Origin of the sequence: Bacillus massilinigeriensis, from assembly GCF_900111815.1 — a bacterium.
GTDB classification, from domain to species: Bacteria; Bacillota; Bacilli; order Bacillales; family Cytobacillaceae; genus Mesobacillus_C; species Mesobacillus_C mediterraneensis.
In genome coordinates, this window is sequence record NZ_LT630004.1 from 2,755,936 (window position 1) to 2,777,764 (window position 21,829).

12 protein-coding genes are annotated in these 21,829 nt (G+C 40.8%); 9 read left to right on the forward strand and 3 right to left on the reverse strand.

Features of this window, described 5'->3' with window-relative positions; genetic code table 11:
- The first annotated feature begins 380 nt into the window (after positions 1 to 380).
- Positions 381 to 779 carry a glycerol-3-phosphate cytidylyltransferase gene (gene tagD, locus BQ5796_RS14380; protein WP_071460847.1) on the forward strand — a complete coding sequence of 133 codons (399 nt, stop codon included), beginning with the start codon at positions 381 to 383 and terminating at the stop codon, positions 777 to 779.
- Positions 772 to 1,962, forward strand: coding sequence for a CDP-glycerol glycerophosphotransferase family protein (locus BQ5796_RS14385; RefSeq protein ID WP_071460848.1), 1,191 nt, complete (start codon positions 772 to 774; stop codon positions 1,960 to 1,962). The genes tagD and BQ5796_RS14385 overlap by 8 nt, the downstream gene beginning before the upstream one ends.
- Before the next feature lie 107 nt (positions 1,963 to 2,069).
- On the opposite strand, the gene BQ5796_RS14390 is transcribed toward BQ5796_RS14385, so the two are convergent.
- Positions 2,070 to 5,075, reverse strand: coding sequence for a CDP-glycerol glycerophosphotransferase family protein (locus BQ5796_RS14390; protein WP_071460849.1), 3,006 nt, complete (start codon positions 5,073 to 5,075; stop codon positions 2,070 to 2,072).
- 266 nt (positions 5,076 to 5,341) lie between these two features.
- Here BQ5796_RS14390 and BQ5796_RS14395 point away from each other — a divergent pair, with 266 nt between their 5' ends.
- From BQ5796_RS14395 to BQ5796_RS14415, 5 genes are all read left to right on the forward strand, one after another.
- Positions 5,342 to 6,388 carry an acyltransferase family protein gene (locus BQ5796_RS14395; RefSeq protein WP_071460850.1) on the forward strand — a complete coding sequence of 349 codons (1,047 nt, stop codon included), beginning with the start codon at positions 5,342 to 5,344 and terminating at the stop codon, positions 6,386 to 6,388.
- 147 nt (positions 6,389 to 6,535) lie between these two features.
- Entirely contained in the window at positions 6,536 to 8,875 is a 2,340-nt protein-coding gene (locus BQ5796_RS14400) for an SH3 domain-containing protein (protein ID WP_083413132.1), read from the forward strand.
- 208 nt (positions 8,876 to 9,083) lie between these two features.
- A complete protein-coding gene (locus BQ5796_RS14405) occupies positions 9,084 to 11,159 on the forward strand; it encodes an SH3 domain-containing protein (protein WP_071460851.1) in 2,076 nt (691 codons plus the stop codon).
- Between the two features lie 150 nt (positions 11,160 to 11,309).
- The gene (tagU, locus tag BQ5796_RS14410; RefSeq protein WP_071460852.1) at positions 11,310 to 12,224 is read left to right on the forward strand and encodes a polyisoprenyl-teichoic acid--peptidoglycan teichoic acid transferase TagU; all 915 of its coding nucleotides are present in this window, start codon (positions 11,310 to 11,312) and stop codon (positions 12,222 to 12,224) included.
- A 197-nt stretch (positions 12,225 to 12,421) separates the two neighbouring features.
- Positions 12,422 to 16,309, forward strand: a complete 3,888-nt coding sequence (locus tag BQ5796_RS14415) for a S8 family serine peptidase (protein ID WP_071460853.1) — start codon at positions 12,422 to 12,424, stop codon at positions 16,307 to 16,309.
- Between the two features lie 55 nt (positions 16,310 to 16,364).
- On the opposite strand, the gene BQ5796_RS14420 is transcribed toward BQ5796_RS14415, so the two are convergent.
- Together BQ5796_RS14420 and BQ5796_RS14425 are read right to left on the reverse strand one after the other, a co-directional pair.
- Positions 16,365 to 18,434 (reverse strand): Ig-like domain-containing protein, encoded by a 2,070-nt coding sequence (locus BQ5796_RS14420; RefSeq protein ID WP_071460854.1) that lies wholly within the window; start codon positions 18,432 to 18,434, stop codon positions 16,365 to 16,367.
- Between the two features lie 150 nt (positions 18,435 to 18,584).
- Positions 18,585 to 19,889 (reverse strand): N-acetylmuramoyl-L-alanine amidase family protein, encoded by a 1,305-nt coding sequence (locus BQ5796_RS14425; protein ID WP_071460855.1) that lies wholly within the window; start codon positions 19,887 to 19,889, stop codon positions 18,585 to 18,587.
- Between the two features lie 258 nt (positions 19,890 to 20,147).
- Here BQ5796_RS14425 and BQ5796_RS14430 point away from each other — a divergent pair, with 258 nt between their 5' ends.
- Both BQ5796_RS14430 and BQ5796_RS14435 read left to right on the forward strand, forming a co-directional pair.
- Positions 20,148 to 21,161 (forward strand): processed acidic surface protein, encoded by a 1,014-nt coding sequence (locus BQ5796_RS14430; RefSeq protein ID WP_071460856.1) that lies wholly within the window; start codon positions 20,148 to 20,150, stop codon positions 21,159 to 21,161.
- Between the two features lie 62 nt (positions 21,162 to 21,223).
- Positions 21,224 to 21,796 (forward strand): class D sortase, encoded by a 573-nt coding sequence (locus BQ5796_RS14435; protein ID WP_071461320.1) that lies wholly within the window; start codon positions 21,224 to 21,226, stop codon positions 21,794 to 21,796.
- Positions 21,797 to 21,829 lie beyond the last annotated feature (33 nt).

Consider the following 21,829-nt stretch of genomic DNA (forward strand, 5'->3'; position numbering starts at 1 on the left):
TACCCCAAGTAATCTCCTTATTTCCATATAAACAACAAAAAGAACCGCCTCGAATATGAGGCGGCCAATAGAAAAACATTGATTTCTTAGGATTCCCAGAGCAAAAAAAGGGTATGAGTGAGAAGATATAATACTGCACTTTGATTCGTTTACAGTTTGTGAGCTAATCTTGCAAAAACATTACATTTGACTTAAAATTATCACAGGTTCAATGAAAATGTTTACAATGTTCGACAAATATAGTTTCACGCTATTTTTTTGTTTATAATCATTTTTAGAGATTAGTATCCTTATTGTAAGTTTACCCTCATAATATTTATTTACAGTTAATTACTTGTAAATTTTTTGATAATATTTTTGCTCGAAAAGGAGGAGAAAACATGAAGAAAGTAATAACTTACGGTACCTTTGACTTGCTTCACTGGGGCCACATTAATCTCTTAAAAAGAGCAAAAGACCTTGGTGATCATCTCACTGTAGCAATATCAACAGATGAATTTAATAAATTAAAAAATAAGAAATCTTACCATAGCTTTGATAACCGAAAAATGATCTTAGAGTCTATTCGCTATGTGGACAAGGTTATACCAGAGAACGATTGGGAACAGAAGATTAAAGACGTAATCGACAACGATATCGATATTTTTGTGATGGGAGACGATTGGAAAGGTAAATTTGATTTTCTTAAGGAATATTGCGAGGTTATTTATCTTCCTAGGACCGTCGGTATTTCCACTACAAAAATTAAGAAAGATATGTTAAAAGTCAACAATGGTTAGGGAGATAGCCGTATTTCTTTATTTACGGCTATTCGCCATATTATTTTACGTCTTTCGTTTATTCCCTTTGCAAAAAGATAAAATTGTCTTTGTAGTATCTTTTACCGAAAATAGTTCCTATATATATAAGGAAATGAAACGACAAGAGATTTCTTGTCGTACTGTTTTTTTAGCTACCAATAAAATGCATCCGTATTTTTCCAAACACAAAGATGCTACTACTTATAAATTTGAACCTAGTAATTTCAAAGACTTTATTTTGTCTTCCTATCATCTTGCAACAGCAAAAATAATATTTGTTGATAATTATTTTGGTTTTCTTGCCACTTGTTCTTTTAAGAAAGAAGTCGAATGCATACAGCTATGGCATGCAAATGGCGCTTTAAAAAAATTTGGCTTAGAAGATGCCTCTGTACCAAGTAGAACTAAGATTGCTCAGAAAAGATTTAAAAAGGTATACAGCAAGTTCGACAAAGTAATTGTTGGTTCCGAAGAAATGGCAGAAATTTTTAAAAAAGCGTTTGGAATAAATGAAAGCAAAATATTAAGAACAGGTATTCCAAGGACGGATTTATTCTACGATACAAAAAGGCATCAGCATGTTAAGAATAAGTATCTACTTAATAATCCTGAATTTAGAAACAAGAAAGTCATTCTTTATGCCCCTACTTTCAGGGATACTAGCATTCATTCCTTCCAAATGCCTTTAAATTTGGACATGATGAAAGACGTGCTCGGACAAGAGTATATTCTCATATTGAAATTGCATCCTGCAATTAAACAGGGAGTGAAGATAAAGGAAACTCTCAAAGACTTTGTATATGATTTCTCAGACTGCAAAAATATTAATGAATTATTTTTCATCTCAGATTTGCTGATAACGGACTACTCTTCCATTCCTTTTGAATATTGCATCCTGAATAAACCAATGATTTTCTTCCCCTATGACTTGAAAGACTACTCAAAAACGAGAGGGTTTTGGGAGGATTACGAAAGCTTTGTTCCAGGTCCTGTTGTCTATACTACTTCGCAACTGGTAAATGTAATATGTAAAATAACTTTGAATAGCTCTCGTTGTGAAGAGTTTAACAAAAAGTGGAATCGATATTCAACAGGAAATTCGAGCAATAATATCGTAAAATATATACAAAACCATATTGGTTCGACCAACGATATAACATAAATGTTAAAAAGGATTCGAAATAAATTTCGGGTCCTTTTTCATACAATAACTTTTTTAGATAAAAGGAAATGAGCCAAACCCGATGATTTAGGTTTGGCTTTCTTTTATTACATTATTTCTTCCATGCCGCTAACTTCAAGGGTTATATCTGAAGAAATTCCTTCTGTAATAGCTTGAAAAATACGCTCATTGTTATGATGGTCTTGATTAGAGAAGATCAAACCTATTCTTTCACTAACTTCTTCTAAAGGAGTGAAATCTCTCTTCACTGCCTCTTCCATTTTCCTGATCAATTCTTCTTCTGTTGCAACAATATCGCCTAAAAATGTTTCTTCTATTGGCCGTAAAATGCCTGATGAGAAGAATAAATCTCTATCGAAATGATAATAAATCACCGGTTTCTTTAAATAAGTGAAGTCAAAGGAAACAGATGAGTAATCTGTTATCATTAAGCTATTTTCTTTGATCAATTCCTGGACATCTTTTTCCCCTAACTTTATAAGCTTGATTCTATCCGATTTAATCTCCACATTCTCTACAATATATTCCTGCATTCGATAATGCGGGTAAAAATTAAGCTGCAAGTCATATCTTTCTAATAGTCCAAACAACTTCTCAGATGTGATAAAGGACATGTATTTTTGAAAATAACTGGAGTGAAGAAGCCTGTCTTCATTCGTAATCCATTCCCTCCAAGTTGGAATAAGTAAAACCTCCCGTTTTGGATGGTGATTTTCTTGTAATTTATCAAATCGGGCGAGTCCGGTATCTCCAACTTCGGAAGGATGATAACCCATTTTTCGAACAACCAGTTCCTTTTCTGCTTGTGATGAAACAATGACGACATCAAAAGGATATTTATAATAATTCTTATGGTAAGGAACGTTTTTCCTTCCCAGCACACCATGCTGAAGAAAAATCTTTTTCGCATTCCTGTAATTTTTAAAATGAATGCCTTTAAAAGGAAGGATATAGTCAAGGTCGTGAGTTCCAATAAAAGTAGAAGCTTTTAAGCTTTTTTCAACATGCTCACTTGATCCAATATATAAAACGTTACCTAATGCCTCCACTTTAAATGCATCTGGTGCTCCACTTTCTATAGCGTAATAAATTTCGATTTCAGGGTGATTATTCCTTACATATTCAAAAAAACGAATGCCGTTATCTTGTGCTGTATTTGGTCTCTCGCCAACGATCCATAAGTTCTGCTGCGGATTGATTCGATCTGCATTTTTAAGAAGTTCATATGATTCATTCTGATAAAAAAAGCTTTCTAATTTCAAATTCCCTTTAGGGGTAATCGTCATATAATATTCAATAGCTCCATTTGTACTATTGTCTGTAAAGCTGCCAAAAACTTCATCTTTATAATAATCAAATTGTTTTAGGCCAATTTTCATCTTCCTGAAGAAACTCTTGCCTTCCAAGACAACATAAAAGTCAATAATCTCCTTAAACTCTTCAATTATTGGAATTAAAGAAGTATAAGGAATTTCTACCTTAAAGTCACTGCCTCTTCGGACAGCTTTTATACTGACGGTTTCCTCCGTACGTCTATTGACAAGCTGGAAAATAACATCTAAGTTTTTTTGCCCGTCAAAGTGGTATTTAAACTTCAAGTGACCCTTTAGGGAAAAAACCCCTTTCTCAAATGAATAGCTTTCTACATGTTTATTCAAAGGAACTCTGCTGTACACAAAAGATAAATTTCGGTATTTTGTCCTGTAAAACATGCAATAGTACCGATCTATTTCATCATTTAAGAAAATGGCGGATTCTTTAAAAGAAGCAAAACGTTGAGTGCGGATTCGATAATTATAAATCTCCCCCAACTGCTCCAAGCCAAGAAACAGATCCCATCTACGTGCATTATTCAAGTATCCTTCTGTAAAAGAGTTCACAGGAAACGAGGCTTTGAAGATATAAGTATTTCCTTGTGGGATAAGCTGAGCTTGTATATCAAAATATTCATTCGTATCACGGGAGTTGAAACGAAGATAACATGCATTTTCTTGTTGAAATTTTTCCACCATCTGAATATTTTGAAAGTATATTTCCATCGATAGTTGATAGTTTTGATGATCATGAGTGATAGTGATATTCTTAGGCAGAATCGTTAAATAAGAAACTTTCGCAAAGATTTTCCCGTTTTTTATGTGGGTCGTCAGCGCCACTGTTTCTTTAAATGCAGGCAAAAAGAAACTTGTGGAAACAACTTGTTCTGCCTTGCGTCTTATATAACTTGGAAAGTATTTTTCCTGTCCTCCCCACCTAACCATTATATAGAAATTCCATTTTCCTTTTGGCATAAATCTGTCTGGAGAAAATTCCAATGCTGCTTCAAAATCTGTACCTCTAGTAAAAAAGGGTGCTTTCACCATCACACCACCTTTTGATTTAAGCACAAAGAAATATTCCGCATCAGGGAAACAGGAAGAAAAAGTGGCTTTCCATATTTCTCCCTTTACAGTTAGTTTGCCATCCTGATAGGAAAGAGAGTTTACAAAGTGAGGAAGATCAAAAATGGTATCAAGCTGGTGCATATAGCTTGCCCGGAAAAAAACTCTTCTGTGCCTGTCTCTTCTTTCCATAAATAAGTGACTGTTTGTCTCAAAAAAAGACACGGAATTTTCTTCTTCATAGTCCTCTTCAAACCGTATGTGATGCCAGCGGCCGCTCACGCCTATGTATAAATAGTACTGATTTTTTTCAGCAGACTGGGGAAGTGATTGTTTCGGAATTTGAAAGGCGTATATATAATAACCTTCTTTTTGTTCAAGCAGGTCGGCTTCTTTTTTATAGACTACTTCCTTCCTTTCCGTCATAAAGGCTAATGCTACATTCGAAGGAGACCTTCCTTTTCGATATTGGACACGGAAAGTGATAGATGAACCTTCGTCCGTCATAGTTAGAAGCTCACCATAGACAAGCATATTGTCTATGATGTACTCTTTTATTTTCCTCTTTTGTCTTTTTATTTTTACAAAAATTTCTTTTCTCGATCTTTTAATTAGGCTTAATACTTTCCTTGCTCTTCTAATGGAAAAAACCTTCTTTCTCAACGAGGTGTATACTAAAAAAATGATGCCCTCTTTTTCAATATGAAAAAACACTATAGCTACCGTCCTTGACAGTGTAGAATAGTGTAGAATAGTGTCGAAAAAATAATCAATTGTTATCCTCCCCAATTTTATGATATTTATAAAACCAAATCAATAGGAGGATGACTATGTGGAGATTGTTTATTCGAATTTTTAGGGGACCATAACCTTTTCCCTCTTTCGACATCTAAATGGAATTTGTTTTTTATTGACGAAAATTACGGAATTCTTTATAGTTTTCTATGAGTAGTCTATAAAAATTTTTAGCGGGGAGAGCCATGATTAAAGAATGGAATTTATTGAGGGCCATTGCCTGTTCTAGTGTACTGCTGCTTCATGCGTTGACACAAACATCCAGAATTGTCGGCCATCCTCAACTTGATGTTTACCACTTTAGCCGTATTATTCTGAGTTTCGCCACGCCCACATTTATTATTTTATCTATTATTATCCTAGCAAATCGATATTCCACAGGATTGCCGGAAAACTTCTGGGCCGGGAGAATTAAATATATTTATCTTCCCTTCGTGTTCTTTGGGATTATTGATGCTCTCGTTCGTAAATACTTTAACGTAAATTTAATTATTGATCATAAGATTTTAGATAACATTTTAACAGGTAAATATGAAGGCTGGTTTGTACTTGTTATTTTCCAGTTTTATTTTCTTTTCTATTTAGTTATTCGCTTTAAGCCTTCTATGAAATGGCTTTTCCCAGTAAGCCTTTTAATTATGGGATGGTATTTGTATAAAATCAGAGGGGAGTTCCCATCGTTAAACGGATTAGATTACTTGCTTAAAATCTCTTTCCTTGCATGGTTTGGCTATTTTACAGCAGCATTTTTGATCGGAAAGCATTATTCCTACCTCGCAGAAAAATTATTTAAATACAGGTGGGCAACAATCTTGTTAGCTGCCGGAGCTATAGGAATGATGTATATTTCCTACCGTTATGGCTATGTTGAGATTAGTTCCAGAAGGATTGATTTATTCCCTCTCGTCATTGCACTGAGTGCTCTCATTTTAGCCTGGGGCCAGCGCCTGCCGCAAAGCAGAATTGTAAATGTTATCAGCAATTATTCTTTTGGAATCTATTTGCTTCATTGGCAAGTTCAAAGATTCCTGAGTCCTTACACGGCTGAATTTACCTCTTCTTACCTCATTCAGGTGGGAGTTTTGTTCGTATCTTCATTGCTTATCTCGATTCTCATCATTAAAATAGTTTCATTGCTGCCGTTTGGAGCCTATCTTGTAGGCAGGGTGCGCAAAACAAAACCAATTGCTTTGAATCAGCAAAAAAGCGCCATTCCAAAAGTAGTTGGTTAATACAAGCAGGCTGGATGATGAATATCCAGCCTGCTTTTTTAGGCAAATTAACCCAATTCCATCCTAATCTTTACTTTCTCACTAAAATTGCCGATATAAGGTATACCAATCCTTTTAAGGATAGGCCTAATCTTATGGAGGTATACCATGAACAAATCAACAAAGGCGATTCTACTTTCTACAAGTCTTTTATTTAGTGGCGTGTCCCCCATTGTCCTTGGCAATCCAATTGAAACAGAGGCTGCCGTCATTCAGCAGATATCCATGACTACAACCGCCAACGTCAATATGCGCACAGGCGCAAGTACGAGCTATAAAGTGATCATGACTGTGCCAAAGGGAGCTAGAGTAGTAGCCTCAGAGAAAGTTGGCAGCTGGTATAAAGTTTCCTATACCTATTCTAGGAATGGGAGCAATGTTACGAAAACTGGATGGATGACAGGAGATTACCTAGCCTACGCTACAACAAAATTCACTAGGACCACCTATAAAACAACGGATAGCCTGAATCTTAGGACTGGCCCTGGAACATCCTTTAAAACGATGTTGACTATTCCGAATGGCAAAGTTGTTACGTCATCTGAAAGAATGAACAATTGGTATAAAGCCGCCTACACTTACAAGGTTAACGGGACTACTGTTACAAAGACTGGCTGGGTTAGCGGAAGCTATTTAAAAGCATATGACCAATTTTCAACTATCACAACAAGCTATTATTTTACAAACAAAACAGCCAGCCTCTTCCCAAACCCTGATACTAGAGGAACAGCTGCATATGCACTTCCAGCCAATAATGGCTTCAATTCAACCCAAAAAGCAGTGAACAGATATGGTGAAACGATGTACAGAGTCTCCTATCAGGGAAAAACGCTATATATTAAGGCCACTGATGTATTAAAAGCTTCTGCCCAAACGATAGCAGCAACTAAATTCAAAGCGAAGATGGACACGTATGTATACGCTTCGTATGGCACATCGTTCAGCAAATTAATCAAAATACCGAAGGATACTGTGATTTCCACATCATATAAAGTCGGCAGCTGGTACAAAGTATCTTACGGAGGAAAAACAGGATTTGCGCCGGCGGCAAGCTTTGTAACGTATGCGGAGCAGACACCTGTACCTCCACAGCCAACTGTTCCAAATCCTGTTCCAACTGTTCCAGATCCTGTTCCAACTGTTCCAGATCCTGTTCCAACTCCCGCTCCAAATCCTGCCCCTGTTGTGTCCGTGACAGAAACAGCGATTAGTGGAAAGACTTATTTGACAACAACTAATTTGAATTTAAGACAATCGTATACTACTGATTCTTCTGAAATTACAACAATACCAAATTCTACTTTTGTCTTTCCGACTGCTGTCACTTCAAATGGCTGGTACAAGGTCAGCTACGCAGGCAAAACAGGCTACGTCTTCGGAGATTACCTCTTGCAAGTAGTGACAGGCGATCCGATGCACCGAAACGGATACCAATTTATTGATTTACGAAAGCCTTCTCTCGTTACGGCATCTCAAATCAATGCCTATATTGATGCGTATGTAGCCCAGACAGGGAAAGCAAGCGTCCTAAGAGGAAAAGGGCAAGCATTCATTGATGCAGGAAACCGTTATGGTGTAAACGCTCTATACCTTGCGGCAAATGCTATTCATGAAAGCGGGTTTGGTACATCGAATCTTTCCCTAGGCAAGTTCAACTTGTTTGGTTTTGGGGCATATGATGCTACTCCTTTCGTTGCTGCCTATCGCTTTGCAACCGTCGATCAATGCATCGCTTATATCGCGCAGGAAATCAAGGCAACTTACTTGAACCCAAATAACTGGAAGCACAAAGGGGCATACCTTGGCTATAGTACGAAAACAGCTGCAACTAACACTAGGGTCGATGAAAAAAGTGAGGGCATGAACTTCTACTATGCCAGCGATCCAAAATGGGGCCAAAAGATAGCTTCCCATATGGAAAAAATCCGCCCTTATAATAAAGCAGAATATGATAGCGCCACTGCCAATTTGGTGTTCCCTGCAAGACCGTCAAAACCAGCCGGCTATGACCGGTTCCCTGCTGGAATCACTGCAGGAGCAAAACAGAACTTGAATTTGACTGCACAAAAAGGCAGTACCACCGTAGCCAAAACCATCGGCGCGAACACTGTTTTCACTCTTTTGGAAAAGCACAACGATTACTGGGTGAAATTGAGTGTTAATGGTGTTGTTTATTGGACAAACAGCATCAAATTCGATGTTTACAACCAATACATCACCGTCAAAAACCTTGGAAGAGTCACAGCAGACTCTCTGAACGTACGTCCTACCGCTTCCACAGCTCAAGCGCCAATTGCAGCGCTCGACTTAAATCAATATGTACAACTTAAGCTTGACAGCACGGGAAAAGTCATCACAGACAACACGGCGGGCTGGTATAATGTGAAGCTTGCAGACGGCAGAGAAGGCTGGGTAAGCAAAAGCTATATTTATCGTGAACTACCATAATGAGACGTTAAGAAGGGACTTTAGGTTCCTTCTTTTTTTCTGCTCTCTTTTTTTCTTCCCTATTAAAAAAGCATTACCTTCCCATTATCTTCTTAACAACTAAGTAAATTAACCGATAAAGTTTATATGGATTATTTTTCACTAGACAAAAAAATACCATATTTTCAAAGGAGGACCCAACAAAAATTTCTACAAGGAGTGTTATATCATGAAGAAAACCGTCTGCCTCTTTATCGCTGTTCTTCTTCTTGTTGCCTCTTCCCTGCCTTTTCACGCAAAAGCAGCTAGAGAAACTAGAATAGCGAAAACCGAATATGCCACGACTCAAAACTTGAACCTTCGTTCCGGAGCCGGGACAAAATACAAGATCATCTTAACGATACCGAAGGGAAAAAAAGTGACAGCAACGAGTCGAAGCAGCAACTGGTACAAAGTGACCTACAGCTATACAGCGAAAGGAAAAAAGTATGTTAAAACAGGATGGGTTTCAGGAGGATACTTAAAACGAGCGCAAGCACCTTCCCCTCCCCCACCAGCTTCGGTAAAGATTACTCGTACAACGTTTCAAACGACAGCAAATTTAAATATGCGCTCAGGCGCAAGCACAAAGTACAAAGTGATCGCGACAGTACCTCGGAAAAAAATCATTACTGCTTTCGAAAAGAAAAGTACATGGTACAGGGTCAGTTACAAATATTCTTTTAAAGGAAAAAGCGCCACGTTGACCGGATGGGTCAGCGGAAGCTATTTGAAAGAGTATTATCAGTATACGAGTACAAAAAAGACTTCCTATGAAGCAAAGCGAACCATTTCGCTTTATCAAACCCCCGATACGAAAAAAAAGCCCTTGGTAAGAATTCCGGGGGGGACAAAACTTCTTGCGACACAGAAAGTGGTCAACAGTGTTGGCCAAACATGGTACCGGGTCACCTATAAAAATAAAAGTTATTATGCTATTCATTCAGATGTAAGCGTGGCCGCTAAAAAGCCGATTACTCTGCCTGAACCGCCAAAGTGGACAGAAGCATCCGCCGGCGGGAAGACCTACATGACATTGGACAACCTGAATATAAGAAATGCTCCTTTTGCTGATGCTAAGCTAATTGCAACCGTTCCAAAAACGACGTTGGTCAAGCCTTCGACACGGACATCGAACGGTTGGTATAAAGTTTCTTATGGCAGCAGCACGGGCTATATTTCAGGGAATTATATAGTGGAAATCATTTCTGGAGATCCACATACACGAACAGGCTACCAGTTCATCGACCTTAGGACAAAGTCCCCTGTCACAGCTGCACAAATCAATCAATATATTGCAGCGAACGCACGTGGAAAGAGTATCTTGCTGAATAAAGGACAGGCATTTATCAATGCCGCAAATAAATATGGGGTTAATGCGCTTTACCTCGCTGCCCACGCTATTCACGAGAGCGGGTACGGGACATCACAAATTTCACTTGGGAAGAACAATTTATTCGGCTTCGGCGCTTTCGATCTTACGCCATATGTGGGAGCTTACCGCTTCGGCTCCGTTGAGCAGAATATCGATTATATCGCTAGGGAAATGAAAGCTACATATTTGAATCCGAAGAATTGGAAGTATAAAGGAGCCTATCTTGGATTTACAACCAAGACTGCGGGTAATACCCGGGTCGACGCATATAGCGAGGGAATGAATTTTTATTACGCTAGCGATTCGTTCTGGGGAAGAGCAATAGCTAATCATATGGAAAGAATTCTGCCATTTAATGAAAGCTACTATAAAAAGGCAAGGCCCAACCTGAATGGTTACACCCAACCAGCAAAGCCTGATGGAAAAGATATTTTTCCTGCTGGAGTAAAAGCGGTTGCTACAAACACACTTGCCCTGTCTGTAAAAAAAGGCGGTTCTTCCGCCAAAACCATCACTAAGGGCAGTTCCTTCGAACTCCTTGAAAAGCATAACGACTACTGGATGCGAGTAAAATACAAGGGAAGCCTTTACTATGCAGGAGTAAAAAACGGTGAAAATACTGTACCAATTTCATTCCATGCTTATAACCGCTACTTTGTTACAAATAACCTTGGCCGCGTCACTGCATTGGATGGACTCAATGTTCGTTCCAAGCCATCGGCGGAAAGCGGCAAAATCGGCTTCCTGCAGCCAAATCAATACGTTGCACTAATTTTAGACAAAAGCGGAAAGCCTGTGTTGGACTCTACACGTGGCTGGTACACCATCCAACTCTCCAATGGAAAAAAAGGCTGGATCAGCAGCTCTTACATCAAGCTGGAGCTTAAATAGGGAATTAAGCGATCTTGAAAAAGTTGAGTCGGAAACAGCATTTGGATTTTCTATAGGGACTTCGTAAAAATATCTATATCCAAGAGACCATATTTTTGGTATCCTTAGGATTATCAATTGCAAAATTTGTAAAACAATGGAGGACTAGTAATGAGAGGCGACAAACATCATAAAAAGAAAAGAAAAGGGCTCAAAATTTTTGGGATTCTTGTTCTTTTACTCGTTCTAGGATTGGGAGCTTACGTTTTCTCGATTTATAGATCACTTTCAAGTGCTGTGGATACGATGCATGAACCGATTGAGCGCAATACACGGAACATTTCCTTTGAGAAAAAAGAGCCCTTCACTGTTCTGATGCTTGGTGTGGACGAACGTGAGGGTGATAAAGGCCGCTCTGATACGATGATCGCTATGACCATAAATCCCGATAAGAACTCTGTTAAGATGCTAAGCATTCCACGTGATACGAGGACGGAAATTGTTGGACGAGGCACCCAGGATAAGATTAACCACGCTTACGCATTCGGTGGTGTGGAAATGTCGATGGACACAGTGGAAAAATTCCTCGACATCCCGATTGACTACTATATGAAAGTGAATATGGAAGGCTTTAAGGATATTGTTGATGCACTAGGCGGAATTACTGTCAACAACACGATTGACTTTTCCCAAGACGGGCACCGCTTTCCTGTTGGCGAAGTTTCTCTCGACGGCAACCAGGCACTTTCCTATGTTAGAATGCGGAAAGAGGATCCTCAAGGGGACTTCGGAAGGCAAAACCGCCAGCGCCAAATCATCCAAGGTGTCATGAAAAAAGGCGCAAGCTTTGGATCGCTGACAAAATATGACGATGTATTTGCGGCACTTGGTGAAAATGTCAAAACAAACATGACGTTTGACGAAATGAAAGACATCCAAAAACACTATAAAACAGCTGCCGACAATATTGAACAAATGAAAATTGAAGGAAATGGCACTTCCATTGGCGGCATTTATTACTATGCGGTACCAGAGACAGAAAGACAACGTGTTCAAGGAGAACTAAAGACGCATCTCGGAAAGTAATCGCAAAATAAAATAAACCATCTTACCCGGTGTTTATCGTTAGCGTCGGGTTTTTCTATTGAAAGATTTGTAGAAAATCGTCGAATTTTGTCAAAAATTTTTTATATAGTTCTTCGGTCATTAATTGTACAATTTTACTAGATTCGTATAGAAAGGAGCATAGTCTAGCAATACTATAAAAGATAAAGGGGTACAAGATGAAAAAAAAGAAAGTTTTAGCCGTCTCACTCGCAACCATGCTTTCCGTTTCTGCTGTTGCACCAGGCCTGCTCTTTGGATCAACAGATATCAGCGCTAACGGGGAGATCAGAAAAAGCCAGCTTACTCCTGCTAAAAAGTCCATGAAAAATCATGAGATGAAGCCTGTTATGAATGAACATGCAAGGAAACTACGGGATATGATGAACAAAAAGGAGAAAAAGCAGGAATATGTCAAAGGTGAATTGATTGTCACCTATAAAAAATCCGCATCTTCTTCCACCGCTAAAGCACTGCATAGCAAATATTCACTTAAAAAAGTGAAAAGTTTTTCCTCCATGAAAAGTGATATTGTGAAGGTACCTGCTGGCCAAGAGCAAGCCATGATGAAAAAGCTAAAAAGCGACCATGCAGTTGCTTCCGTACAATACAACTATAAATATTACCCTTCTAGTGATTTGAATACGCCTAATTACTTTAACGAACTATGGGGATTGAACAACATAGGCCAGCCTATCAAAGGCATACAAGGTAAACCGGACGTTGACATCGACGCTCCTGAAGCATGGTCAAAGCTAAAGCTTCCATCCGATAAAAAGCTTGTTGTTGGCGTTATTGACACCGGTGTGGATATCAACCACCCTGATTTAAAAGAGAAAATCTGGACAAATGAGAAGGAAGTTCCTGATAACGGAATCGATGATGATGGCAACGGATATATCGATGATATCCACGGCTATGATTTCTACAACAAAGATAACACTGTCTATGATCCGCTTGATGGAGATGAGCATGGGACGCACGTATCTGGCACGATTGCAGCTCGAGCAGAAGGACCATCCATCAAGGATAATACCGGCGTTGTCGGAGTTGCACCAAACGTTGAAATTATGTCGCTGAAGTTCCTTGGACCAGAAGGCGGGGATACAGCAGGCGCAATTGAAGCAATTGAGTATGCGAAGAAAATGGGCGTCAAGCTGACGAACAATAGCTGGGGCGGCGGAGAATATGACGAGCTCCTTGAGAAAGCTATCTCGGAAAGCGGCAGCCTATTTGTTGCAGCAGCTGGGAATGACAGCATGGATAACGATGAAGAAACCGTCTACCCTGCCGGCTATGAATCTCCTAATATTCTTACTGTTGCGGCGTTGAATAATGCCGGCAAGCTTGCTGATTTCTCCAACTATGGCGCCACTTCTGTTGATGTGGCTGCACCAGGAGAGAATATCCTAAGCACCGTTCCAAAGGTCCCGCTTGAAGACTATGAGAAAAAATTAGGTAATATCTCTGCAGCAGTCTCAGTCGATCATACACAATACAAGTTCAAATCTATCATCGACGGAATAGGCTACGAAAAGCTATCTGAAGAGGTTCGCCAGGCTGCATTCGATGCAGCAATGAACTACCTTGCTCCTGATGCAAAGAACGGAAAAGTACTGCTTGTCCAAGATGATGAGCATGACCTTGCAACTATCTTCAAAGGAATGACGGACACCGAAAATTACTTTAAAGATTATCTTCCAATCTACGAAAAGCTTTTAAGCGGCTATAACCACGATAAGGTTACGTTGAACGCAGACGATTCATTGCCCGAGGACACAGATCTTGGCAGCTACGATGCAGTTGTTTGGTTCACAGGCCACGGTCTAGGCTTTGGCTCAAATGAAGACACGACTCTCACTGACGATGATTTGAAACTGCTTGATGCTTACTTGAAAAAGGGCGGAAAACTGTTGCTTACAGGTCAAGATGCTCTTATGGGGCAAGAGGGATCAGCCTTTGTCAAAAATCTCTTGAAGCTGAAGGTACATGCTGATCTAGCTCAACATATGAACGTGAAAGGTGTAGAAGGTTCTATTTACAATGGAAAGAAATTTGAGGTGGATCGTTCGGAAAGTCAGTTTCCTTCTGCTGATTTCTTTACATCGACAGATGCATCAGTGAAACCGCTGCTGAAATATCATACAGACTACTCGCAAGCGTATGATTACTACAGCGGCACATCGATGGCTACACCGCATGTGACTGGCGCAGCAGCATTGTTCTTGGGAATGAATCCTGATATAGAACCGGATTTCGCTAAGCTTTATCTCATGCACAGAGGATTGAAGCTTGACAGTATAAATGGCTTTACGAAGAGCGGCAAACAAGTGAAAGCATCAGCACTTGATACCGTAAACGACGATCTCCTTCCTGGTGTACCATTTAAAAACCATACAGAAAAAGGAAGCCTTGATGCATCGACCGATAAAAATGATGTATATGCCTTTGATATGAAAGAGGGAGAAACAATCCAGCTTTCTTTAAGAGGAAAACAAGGGACAGATTTTGATTTATATGTTTACGGAGAAAATGACGCTGACGTCAGCAATGCGAATGGCCTTCTTGCTCATTCTGAAAACCAAGGTACATCAACTGAAAAGATTACTTTCACAGCTCCTGAAACAGGCTTTTATTTTGTCAATCCTAGTGCATTCAAGGGCAGCGGTGAATACCAGCTTTCCGTTGGCAATTTCGGCGGAGATTACGAGAACCAGTCTCGTGCAATTCAGTACGAAGGCGAATGGGAAAAAGTCAGCAATGCGAAGCACTCTGGAAAATCTGCTAGCATCCTGAAAGAAAGCGGAGAAATGAGCTTTACATTTGTTGGCTCCAGCTTTGAATGGATTGGCTTCAAAGATGCCACCCAAGGACTTGCTGACATTTACATTGATGGCACGAAAGCGGACTCCGTTTCGTTGTTCTCAAGCACGCATAAGTATCAGCAGTCTCTATTTAAAAAAGATTTTGGCTCTTACGGAAAACACCATGTCCGTATCGTCTGGACAGGGAAAGATGACCCCGCTGGCCGCAAGAGCGCTTCCGGCATCAATATTGATAAGCTGATCGTGAAAAGCAGCTCTTCCAAACCGGTAGCCTCCTACCAGACTAAGAGTAAGGTTGTCAAACTAGCATGGCCTGCAACAAAGTGGGGCAATTCTTACAATGTATATCGGAAGGAAGCGGGCGGAAAAGAATACGTCAAGCTGAACAAAGCACCGCACAAGACTCTATCGTTTGAGGATAAGACTGCAGTCATGGGGAAATCCTACAGCTATGCAGTCTCCGTCAACACAACTGAAGAGGAAACATCATTTGCTGAAACACTGTTTGTGTTTGATGACGATATCAAAGGGGCACAGAGCTGGAAAGGAACTTCCACAGCAGGAAGCCTCGATGCCAGCCTAGGTGACAGCAATGATGTATGGGTGAAAAAATTAGAAAAAGGCAAGACGTATCGAATTTCTCTGAACGGACCTGCTAAAACTGACTTTAACTTGAAGCTTTATATCGCCCGGACAAAAACAGTATATGGTACAAAGCCTGAAGCGAATTCCTCGAAGTCAGGATCAGCAGAAAGCATTAGCTTTACACCAAAGTCAACAGGCAACTATTATATTGCCGCAAGCGCTGCTTCAGGTGCAGGTACGTACATGCTCAACATCGGCATGAAAAATGTCAAGACTGCAGAGAATAATGCCTTGAAATACAGCGGTAAGTGGTCTGTAGAGAAGCACGCAAAAGCATCCGGCGGCTCCCTCTCCTACACCGGGAAAAAAGGAAATGCTGTACAGTATGATTTCACAGGGGAAAGCATTTCTGTCTTTGCTAAAAAAGACAAAAACTCCGGCCTTGCTGATATTTACATCGATGGCAAGAAAGTAAAACAGGTAGATCTATACTCTTCCTCGACTAAGCATCAGCAAAAAGTGTACACAGCTTCCGGGCTAAAGAGCGGCAAACATACGATTAAAATCGTAGCCGCAGGAAAGAAAAACAAGTCATCCAAAGGAACCAATATTTCTGTCGACAAGCTTGAAGCTATTTCGTACACACCAGTGAAATAAAAGAAAAAACTCCGGAAAGACGCTTGGCGTCCTCCGGAGTTTTTTTAATAGAATGTTATTTTTTCACCGTAACCTTAGCACTTTTGCTTGTGTTACCTGCTCTATCCTTTGCGTATACGTATACAACAGTATTCACTCTTTGCCTGGGAATTTTTACTGAAAAGGCGTTTGAACTCTTGAGCGTTTTCTTGCTGACTACTTTTCCTTTTATTTTTACATAGACAGTCGAGTATGGCTCCGCTTTTCCCTTCACATAAGAGGACGAGGTTTTCAGCGAATAGACACTTGGACGCGCTGGAGCTGTTTTGTCGATGACTTTTACTGTAGCGTTTCTGTTTTCATTTCCTGCTTTGTCTTTAGCATATACAGAAAGAACGGTTCCTGCTTTCTGGGTTGTTTTCATTGCTACACTGTAATTGCCATATCGATCAGCAGCAGCGTAGCCCAAGCGTGTTTTTCCTTTGTATACACTTACTGTTGCCCCTGGTTCTGTTTTACCGCTAATTACCTTGTCATCATCCTTCACTGTGTTAATAGCAACTTTAGCAGGTGGAGTCTTGTCGAGAACCCTCACCCTTCTTTCCACGCTTTTATTAGCGCCCTTCACACTGTGGATTTGCAGAACAGTCCCGGCCTTTTGCGGCGTGATCGCCAGTTTAAAAGTTCCATCAGTCCTTGCTACCGCTTTTCCTAATAGCTTACCATTTGCTTTAATATGAACGGAAGCTCCGGCGGCTGCTTTTCCTGACACCTGCTTATCGCTATCACCAACAGTATTCGCTATTGGGCTTTGCAGCACTCCGGCAGATGTGCTATCTGTGTACGTTACAGTGGGACCGGCATTGGCTGGTACCGTGAAATCTGTACTCACAAATTTCAAGATAGCCCCGCCGCCTCTTAAGTTAACGGTTCCGCCTGTATATGGCTTTGTTTTTAATGCATTAAATTCTGGTTTTCCTTTAAATCCGTAAGGACCTGTTGCATCCTTGCGCTGCATAGCAAGCCTGAAATTCGTCATCAAACTTCCAAAAGGAATTTTTAGTGCATTTTCCACCGCTTTATAATCATTCCGCTTATCGTTCAGCATTTCTTTAAAGATGGCATTCCCTTTGTTCGACTGCAGCATGATGTACTGACCGAAAAGATAAGATAAAGAATAATTAGCTAAAACGTCACCATCTTCGTCCCAGTAAAGCAACGACTGGCCACGAGCGATGGAGTCAGAATTATTGTAGTAATCTATTCTTTCATGCAGCACTTTCCCCGAATAAATCTGCTCTGCTGCCATGGCAAATGCTTCATCGAGCCAAGTATCCATTTGCTCTTCAGCATTTTCCATAAAGATGTTTCGGTTGAAGTTCACCATATGCTGGAATTCGTGAGCAAGCGTAGTGTAAGCAGCAGATACATCCCTGCCTCGGTCTGTTTGCATCAACGGAAACGTATCAATATGGAAAACTTCAGACTCATTGGATTGCGGGATTCGGAACAAATCACCTGCATAAAAATAGCCTGCTACGAAATCGTTTGCCCCATTAAATCCATCTTGGATATCATAACAAAGAATATTAATCCTCTTGTCACCGTCCACATCGGACTCTACACCGAAGTTGTTTGCTACAGAAGGATAAATCTTCGCATCAAATTCCTTGCCGAGTTTTATTGCTTCTGCTTCGGAGATTTGGTTGCTGTGAACCCATACGTTTGCTTTCTTTCCTTGGTAGTATAGTTTGAAAGGCAAACTTACTGTCGTATTCATAAAAATATTACTTACATAAAAACGCTTCGCATTACCAACTGTATATACTGCCTGCTTTTTGGCCTTGCTGCCGTCAATTCGGCCTTCCCCGTTCTTCGGTACTTCGAAAGGCTTTATATAATCGCGCTTATACATGCCTTTGGGCTGCCCAGGCACCGTATTAAATTTAGTGCTGCTTGCATGCAGCGTTCCGCTGGATTCCTGCTTTTCGGGAGAGATAGATTCGTTGCTTATAAGAACGTACTTGCCCTTAGAGGAAACATTCAAGCTTTTTTCTCCATTTTCACTAGCATTCGCTGCCAACGGCATAGCCATTACCGAAAGAGCAAGCGCTGCACCGCTCATTACTTTTAAAAACTTCTGCATCATTTACCCCCATCTTCTCTTCTATATATCCATAAATTCCATACTATAGCATATTACTACAAAAAAGATTGTCTCTTACTAATTTAACATTCTTTTATGGGAAAAAATAGTGCGAATGATTCGTTTTCATTCGCACTTTCTACCTATCTATTATCTTGTTGCAAAATAGCTTAGTATTCCGTTAAAAATTCCACGTGTTGCTTTTGCTTGATAGTTTGGCGTAGCGATATACCTTTCTTCGACAGGATTGGACAAGAATCCAAGTTCTACGAGGACCGCCGGCCTGCGGTTTTCCCTTAGAACATGGTAATTTCCAAATTTCGCACCCATATTCCTCATTCCGGTCTCGCTAACCAGTCCGCGCTGAATACTGCTTGCCAGAATGCCTTCTTTACTATAGCCATAGTAAAAAGTCATCACGCCGGATGAAGTGCTTGCAAAAGAATTGTAATGCAACGACACAAAAGCATCTGCATTATATGCATGGCTAATGCCAACCCGCTTGCTTAAGCTTAAATATACATCCGATGCCCTTGTCATAATTACCCTTGCGCCACTGTTGCGAAGAAGGCTGGCAAGTTGATTTGCGCTCGTGAGCGCAAGTGCTTTTTCCTGGTAGCTTCGGCCAAGCGCGCCAGGATCCATCCCGCCGTGTCCTGCATCAATGACGATGGTCTTGCCGCTAATACCTCCACCAATGGAGGGTTGCGGTGACGAAGGTGCGGGAGTTGGCGCAGGATTAGTTCCGGAAGGTTTCTTCACTGAAAGATAATTAGAAGATGACCAGCCTTTTAATCCGTTGCTGCTTTTGATTTGCGACCATGAACCGCTTTTTGCATACACTTGGACGGCAGTATTTTTTTTCACGCTGCCAAGCACCGAACCTGAAGTGGACGGCTTGCTTCTCACGTTAAGTGAGGACGCTGTGACATAATAGGTTTTCGTGCTGCTAGGCGGCGCACTTGCTTTGCTTTGTTTTGATTTTGAAACATACGACTGCGAAACCCAGCCTGTCATCTTTTTAGAAGGAACATATACCTTTAGCCAGGAGGATTGGCTGCCTCGAACTGTCAGGCTTGTTCCATTTGGAAGAGATGCAATTACTCTTCCTTTCATGCTCGGGGTGCTTCGTAAATTTAGGCTTGTTGCATTCACGTATCCGGTCCAGCTAACAGCAGAAATATATTTTGCTGAAACCCAGCCGTTGACTCTGCCAACTGAAACCTTTAACCAGCCGTTCTGTTGGGAGGTGACATTTACGACTTGACCATTCCGCAGTTTTCCGACAATAGCATAAGACGTACCCGGCTTCGCTCTGACATTTAGAATATCGGCAGTCACCTTGCCCTGATAACTATTGGCAGCATGTGGCTGTAATCCTGGAAGGACACTCATCAAAACCATCGCGACAAAGACAACCAGACAGAGGGTTTTTTTAATCATTGATGCATTCACTTTTTCCCCACCCTTTTATGTATTTCCCATGGACGAAAGTGGCAGTCTCTCTCTCTAGTAAACATTTGGCTATACCCTATTTTCAGAACATTACACTTCTTTAGAGAAAATAGTCGAATATTATATCGGCTGTATATTGTTTTCCTTAATAGGAAATCGGGAAAAAACAAGCCAGTTTTACATATATTGCACTGTCAAAATTGCAAGAATTAGATTATATTTAAAGAGATGGAAAAATTTTATTTTGGAGGAAGAGAGATGCGTAAATTAATAGCGGTATTGATGGCAATCTTGCTGGTTGCCGGCGGCCCTGCAGCACAAAGCTTTGCTGCATTCACGGAACAGGACTTGGATACCTTTTTGAAGAGCGAGGGGATTACGAAAGAGCAGCTAGCAGACCATCTCGAATACTACTATGATACCGTTATCGATGACTTTGAAAGTATTCAGAAACTGGACGAGTTTCTGGGAGCGAAAATTGACGAAAGCAATCTTAAGGCATTGCTTGGAGAGTTCGGCTTTGCCAACGAAACCGAACTTGTAGCTTTCCTTGCAGAAAATGGCGAGATGGAAAGCAATGAGAATGTCAGAGACATTTTCATTTATGAAGATGCCCTCAGATCCACCGTCGAATTCTATCAAGAAGAGCCTATGTTCGATGATGCAGAGCTCCAAGCAGTCCTTGCCGAGCTTGGAATCGGTCTATCAGAAGCGGAAGCAGAGAATCTTGCGAACCATTTCATGAGCCTTGATCTCGAAAACCCTGCCTTCTTGGAAAAATTGATGAATCTTGCTTCAAGATTGGATGCAATCGGCGAGTTTGATAGTGCAACAGACCTAACTCCACAGCAGATCCGAGAGCTTGTCAGCCTTTATAAAGAAGGAATGAATTTGCTTAACCTGAATGCGAAATATTATCTAGTAAAAGACGGTGCTAAGACACCTATTTCCCAAGATCAACTTATGACGCTTGAAGATACGAATGGCAGCGACGTGCTGATTGAGTTTTATAACAAACAAGGCACTTTCCTAGCAGATATCTTATTGACGGCAGAAATGTTCGGCTCCAATTTGATTGATGGTGTTGACGAAGTGGTCGCAAAGGCACCTGTAGTGAAAGATAAGGGTGAAAAAGGTGAAAAGCCTCAGACAGTAAAAGGCGGAAAGCTCCCGAATACTGCTGGCGATTATGCTGGACAAGCGCTCTTAGGCGCAGCATTGCTTGCAGCCGGGTTCGTTCTTTTCCGTAAAAGGAATGCGCGTATACAGTGAGAAAGAAACGCAGGCGGAAAAGGAAAAAGCTTTCGTTCGCGGCATTGATTGGATTGTTATGCATGATAGCAGGCGCGGCATTGATTTACCCGAATGTCTCCCGCCTGCTCCCTGCTTCCGGCGCGTCGAAAGCGGAGACGAAAGCCCCTGTGAATGAAAGAGCGAAAGAAACTCCTGCTCCAGTCAAGAAGGAGACGGAAAAAGTCCTATATTCTACCCGTCCTGCTGAGGGAGAAATGATGGGCGAGCTTTCTATTCCGAAAATAAATGCGACACTTCCCATTTACCACGGGACCGATGAGGATGAGCTTGAAAAAGGTGTCGGGCATTACGCAGGAAGCGTTTTGCCTGGTGAAAAAGACAATTCCGTCCTTTCAGGTCATCGTGATACGGTGTTTCGGAAGCTTGGCGAGGTTGGAAAAGGCGATTTGCTCGTTGTTAAGACTAACGCGGGCGAATTTACCTATAAAGTTAGAAAAGTTAGAATTGTAGACGCGGACGACCGCACTGTCATTGTTCCAAAACCGCGCGCTACCCTGACCGTCACAACGTGCTACCCGTTCTCGTATATCGGTGATGCGCCCGAACGCTATATACTTGTCGCAGATCTTACGGAACAGAAACTGCATGAATAAATGAAGAGCTCCACATCATAAGCTGACGTGGAG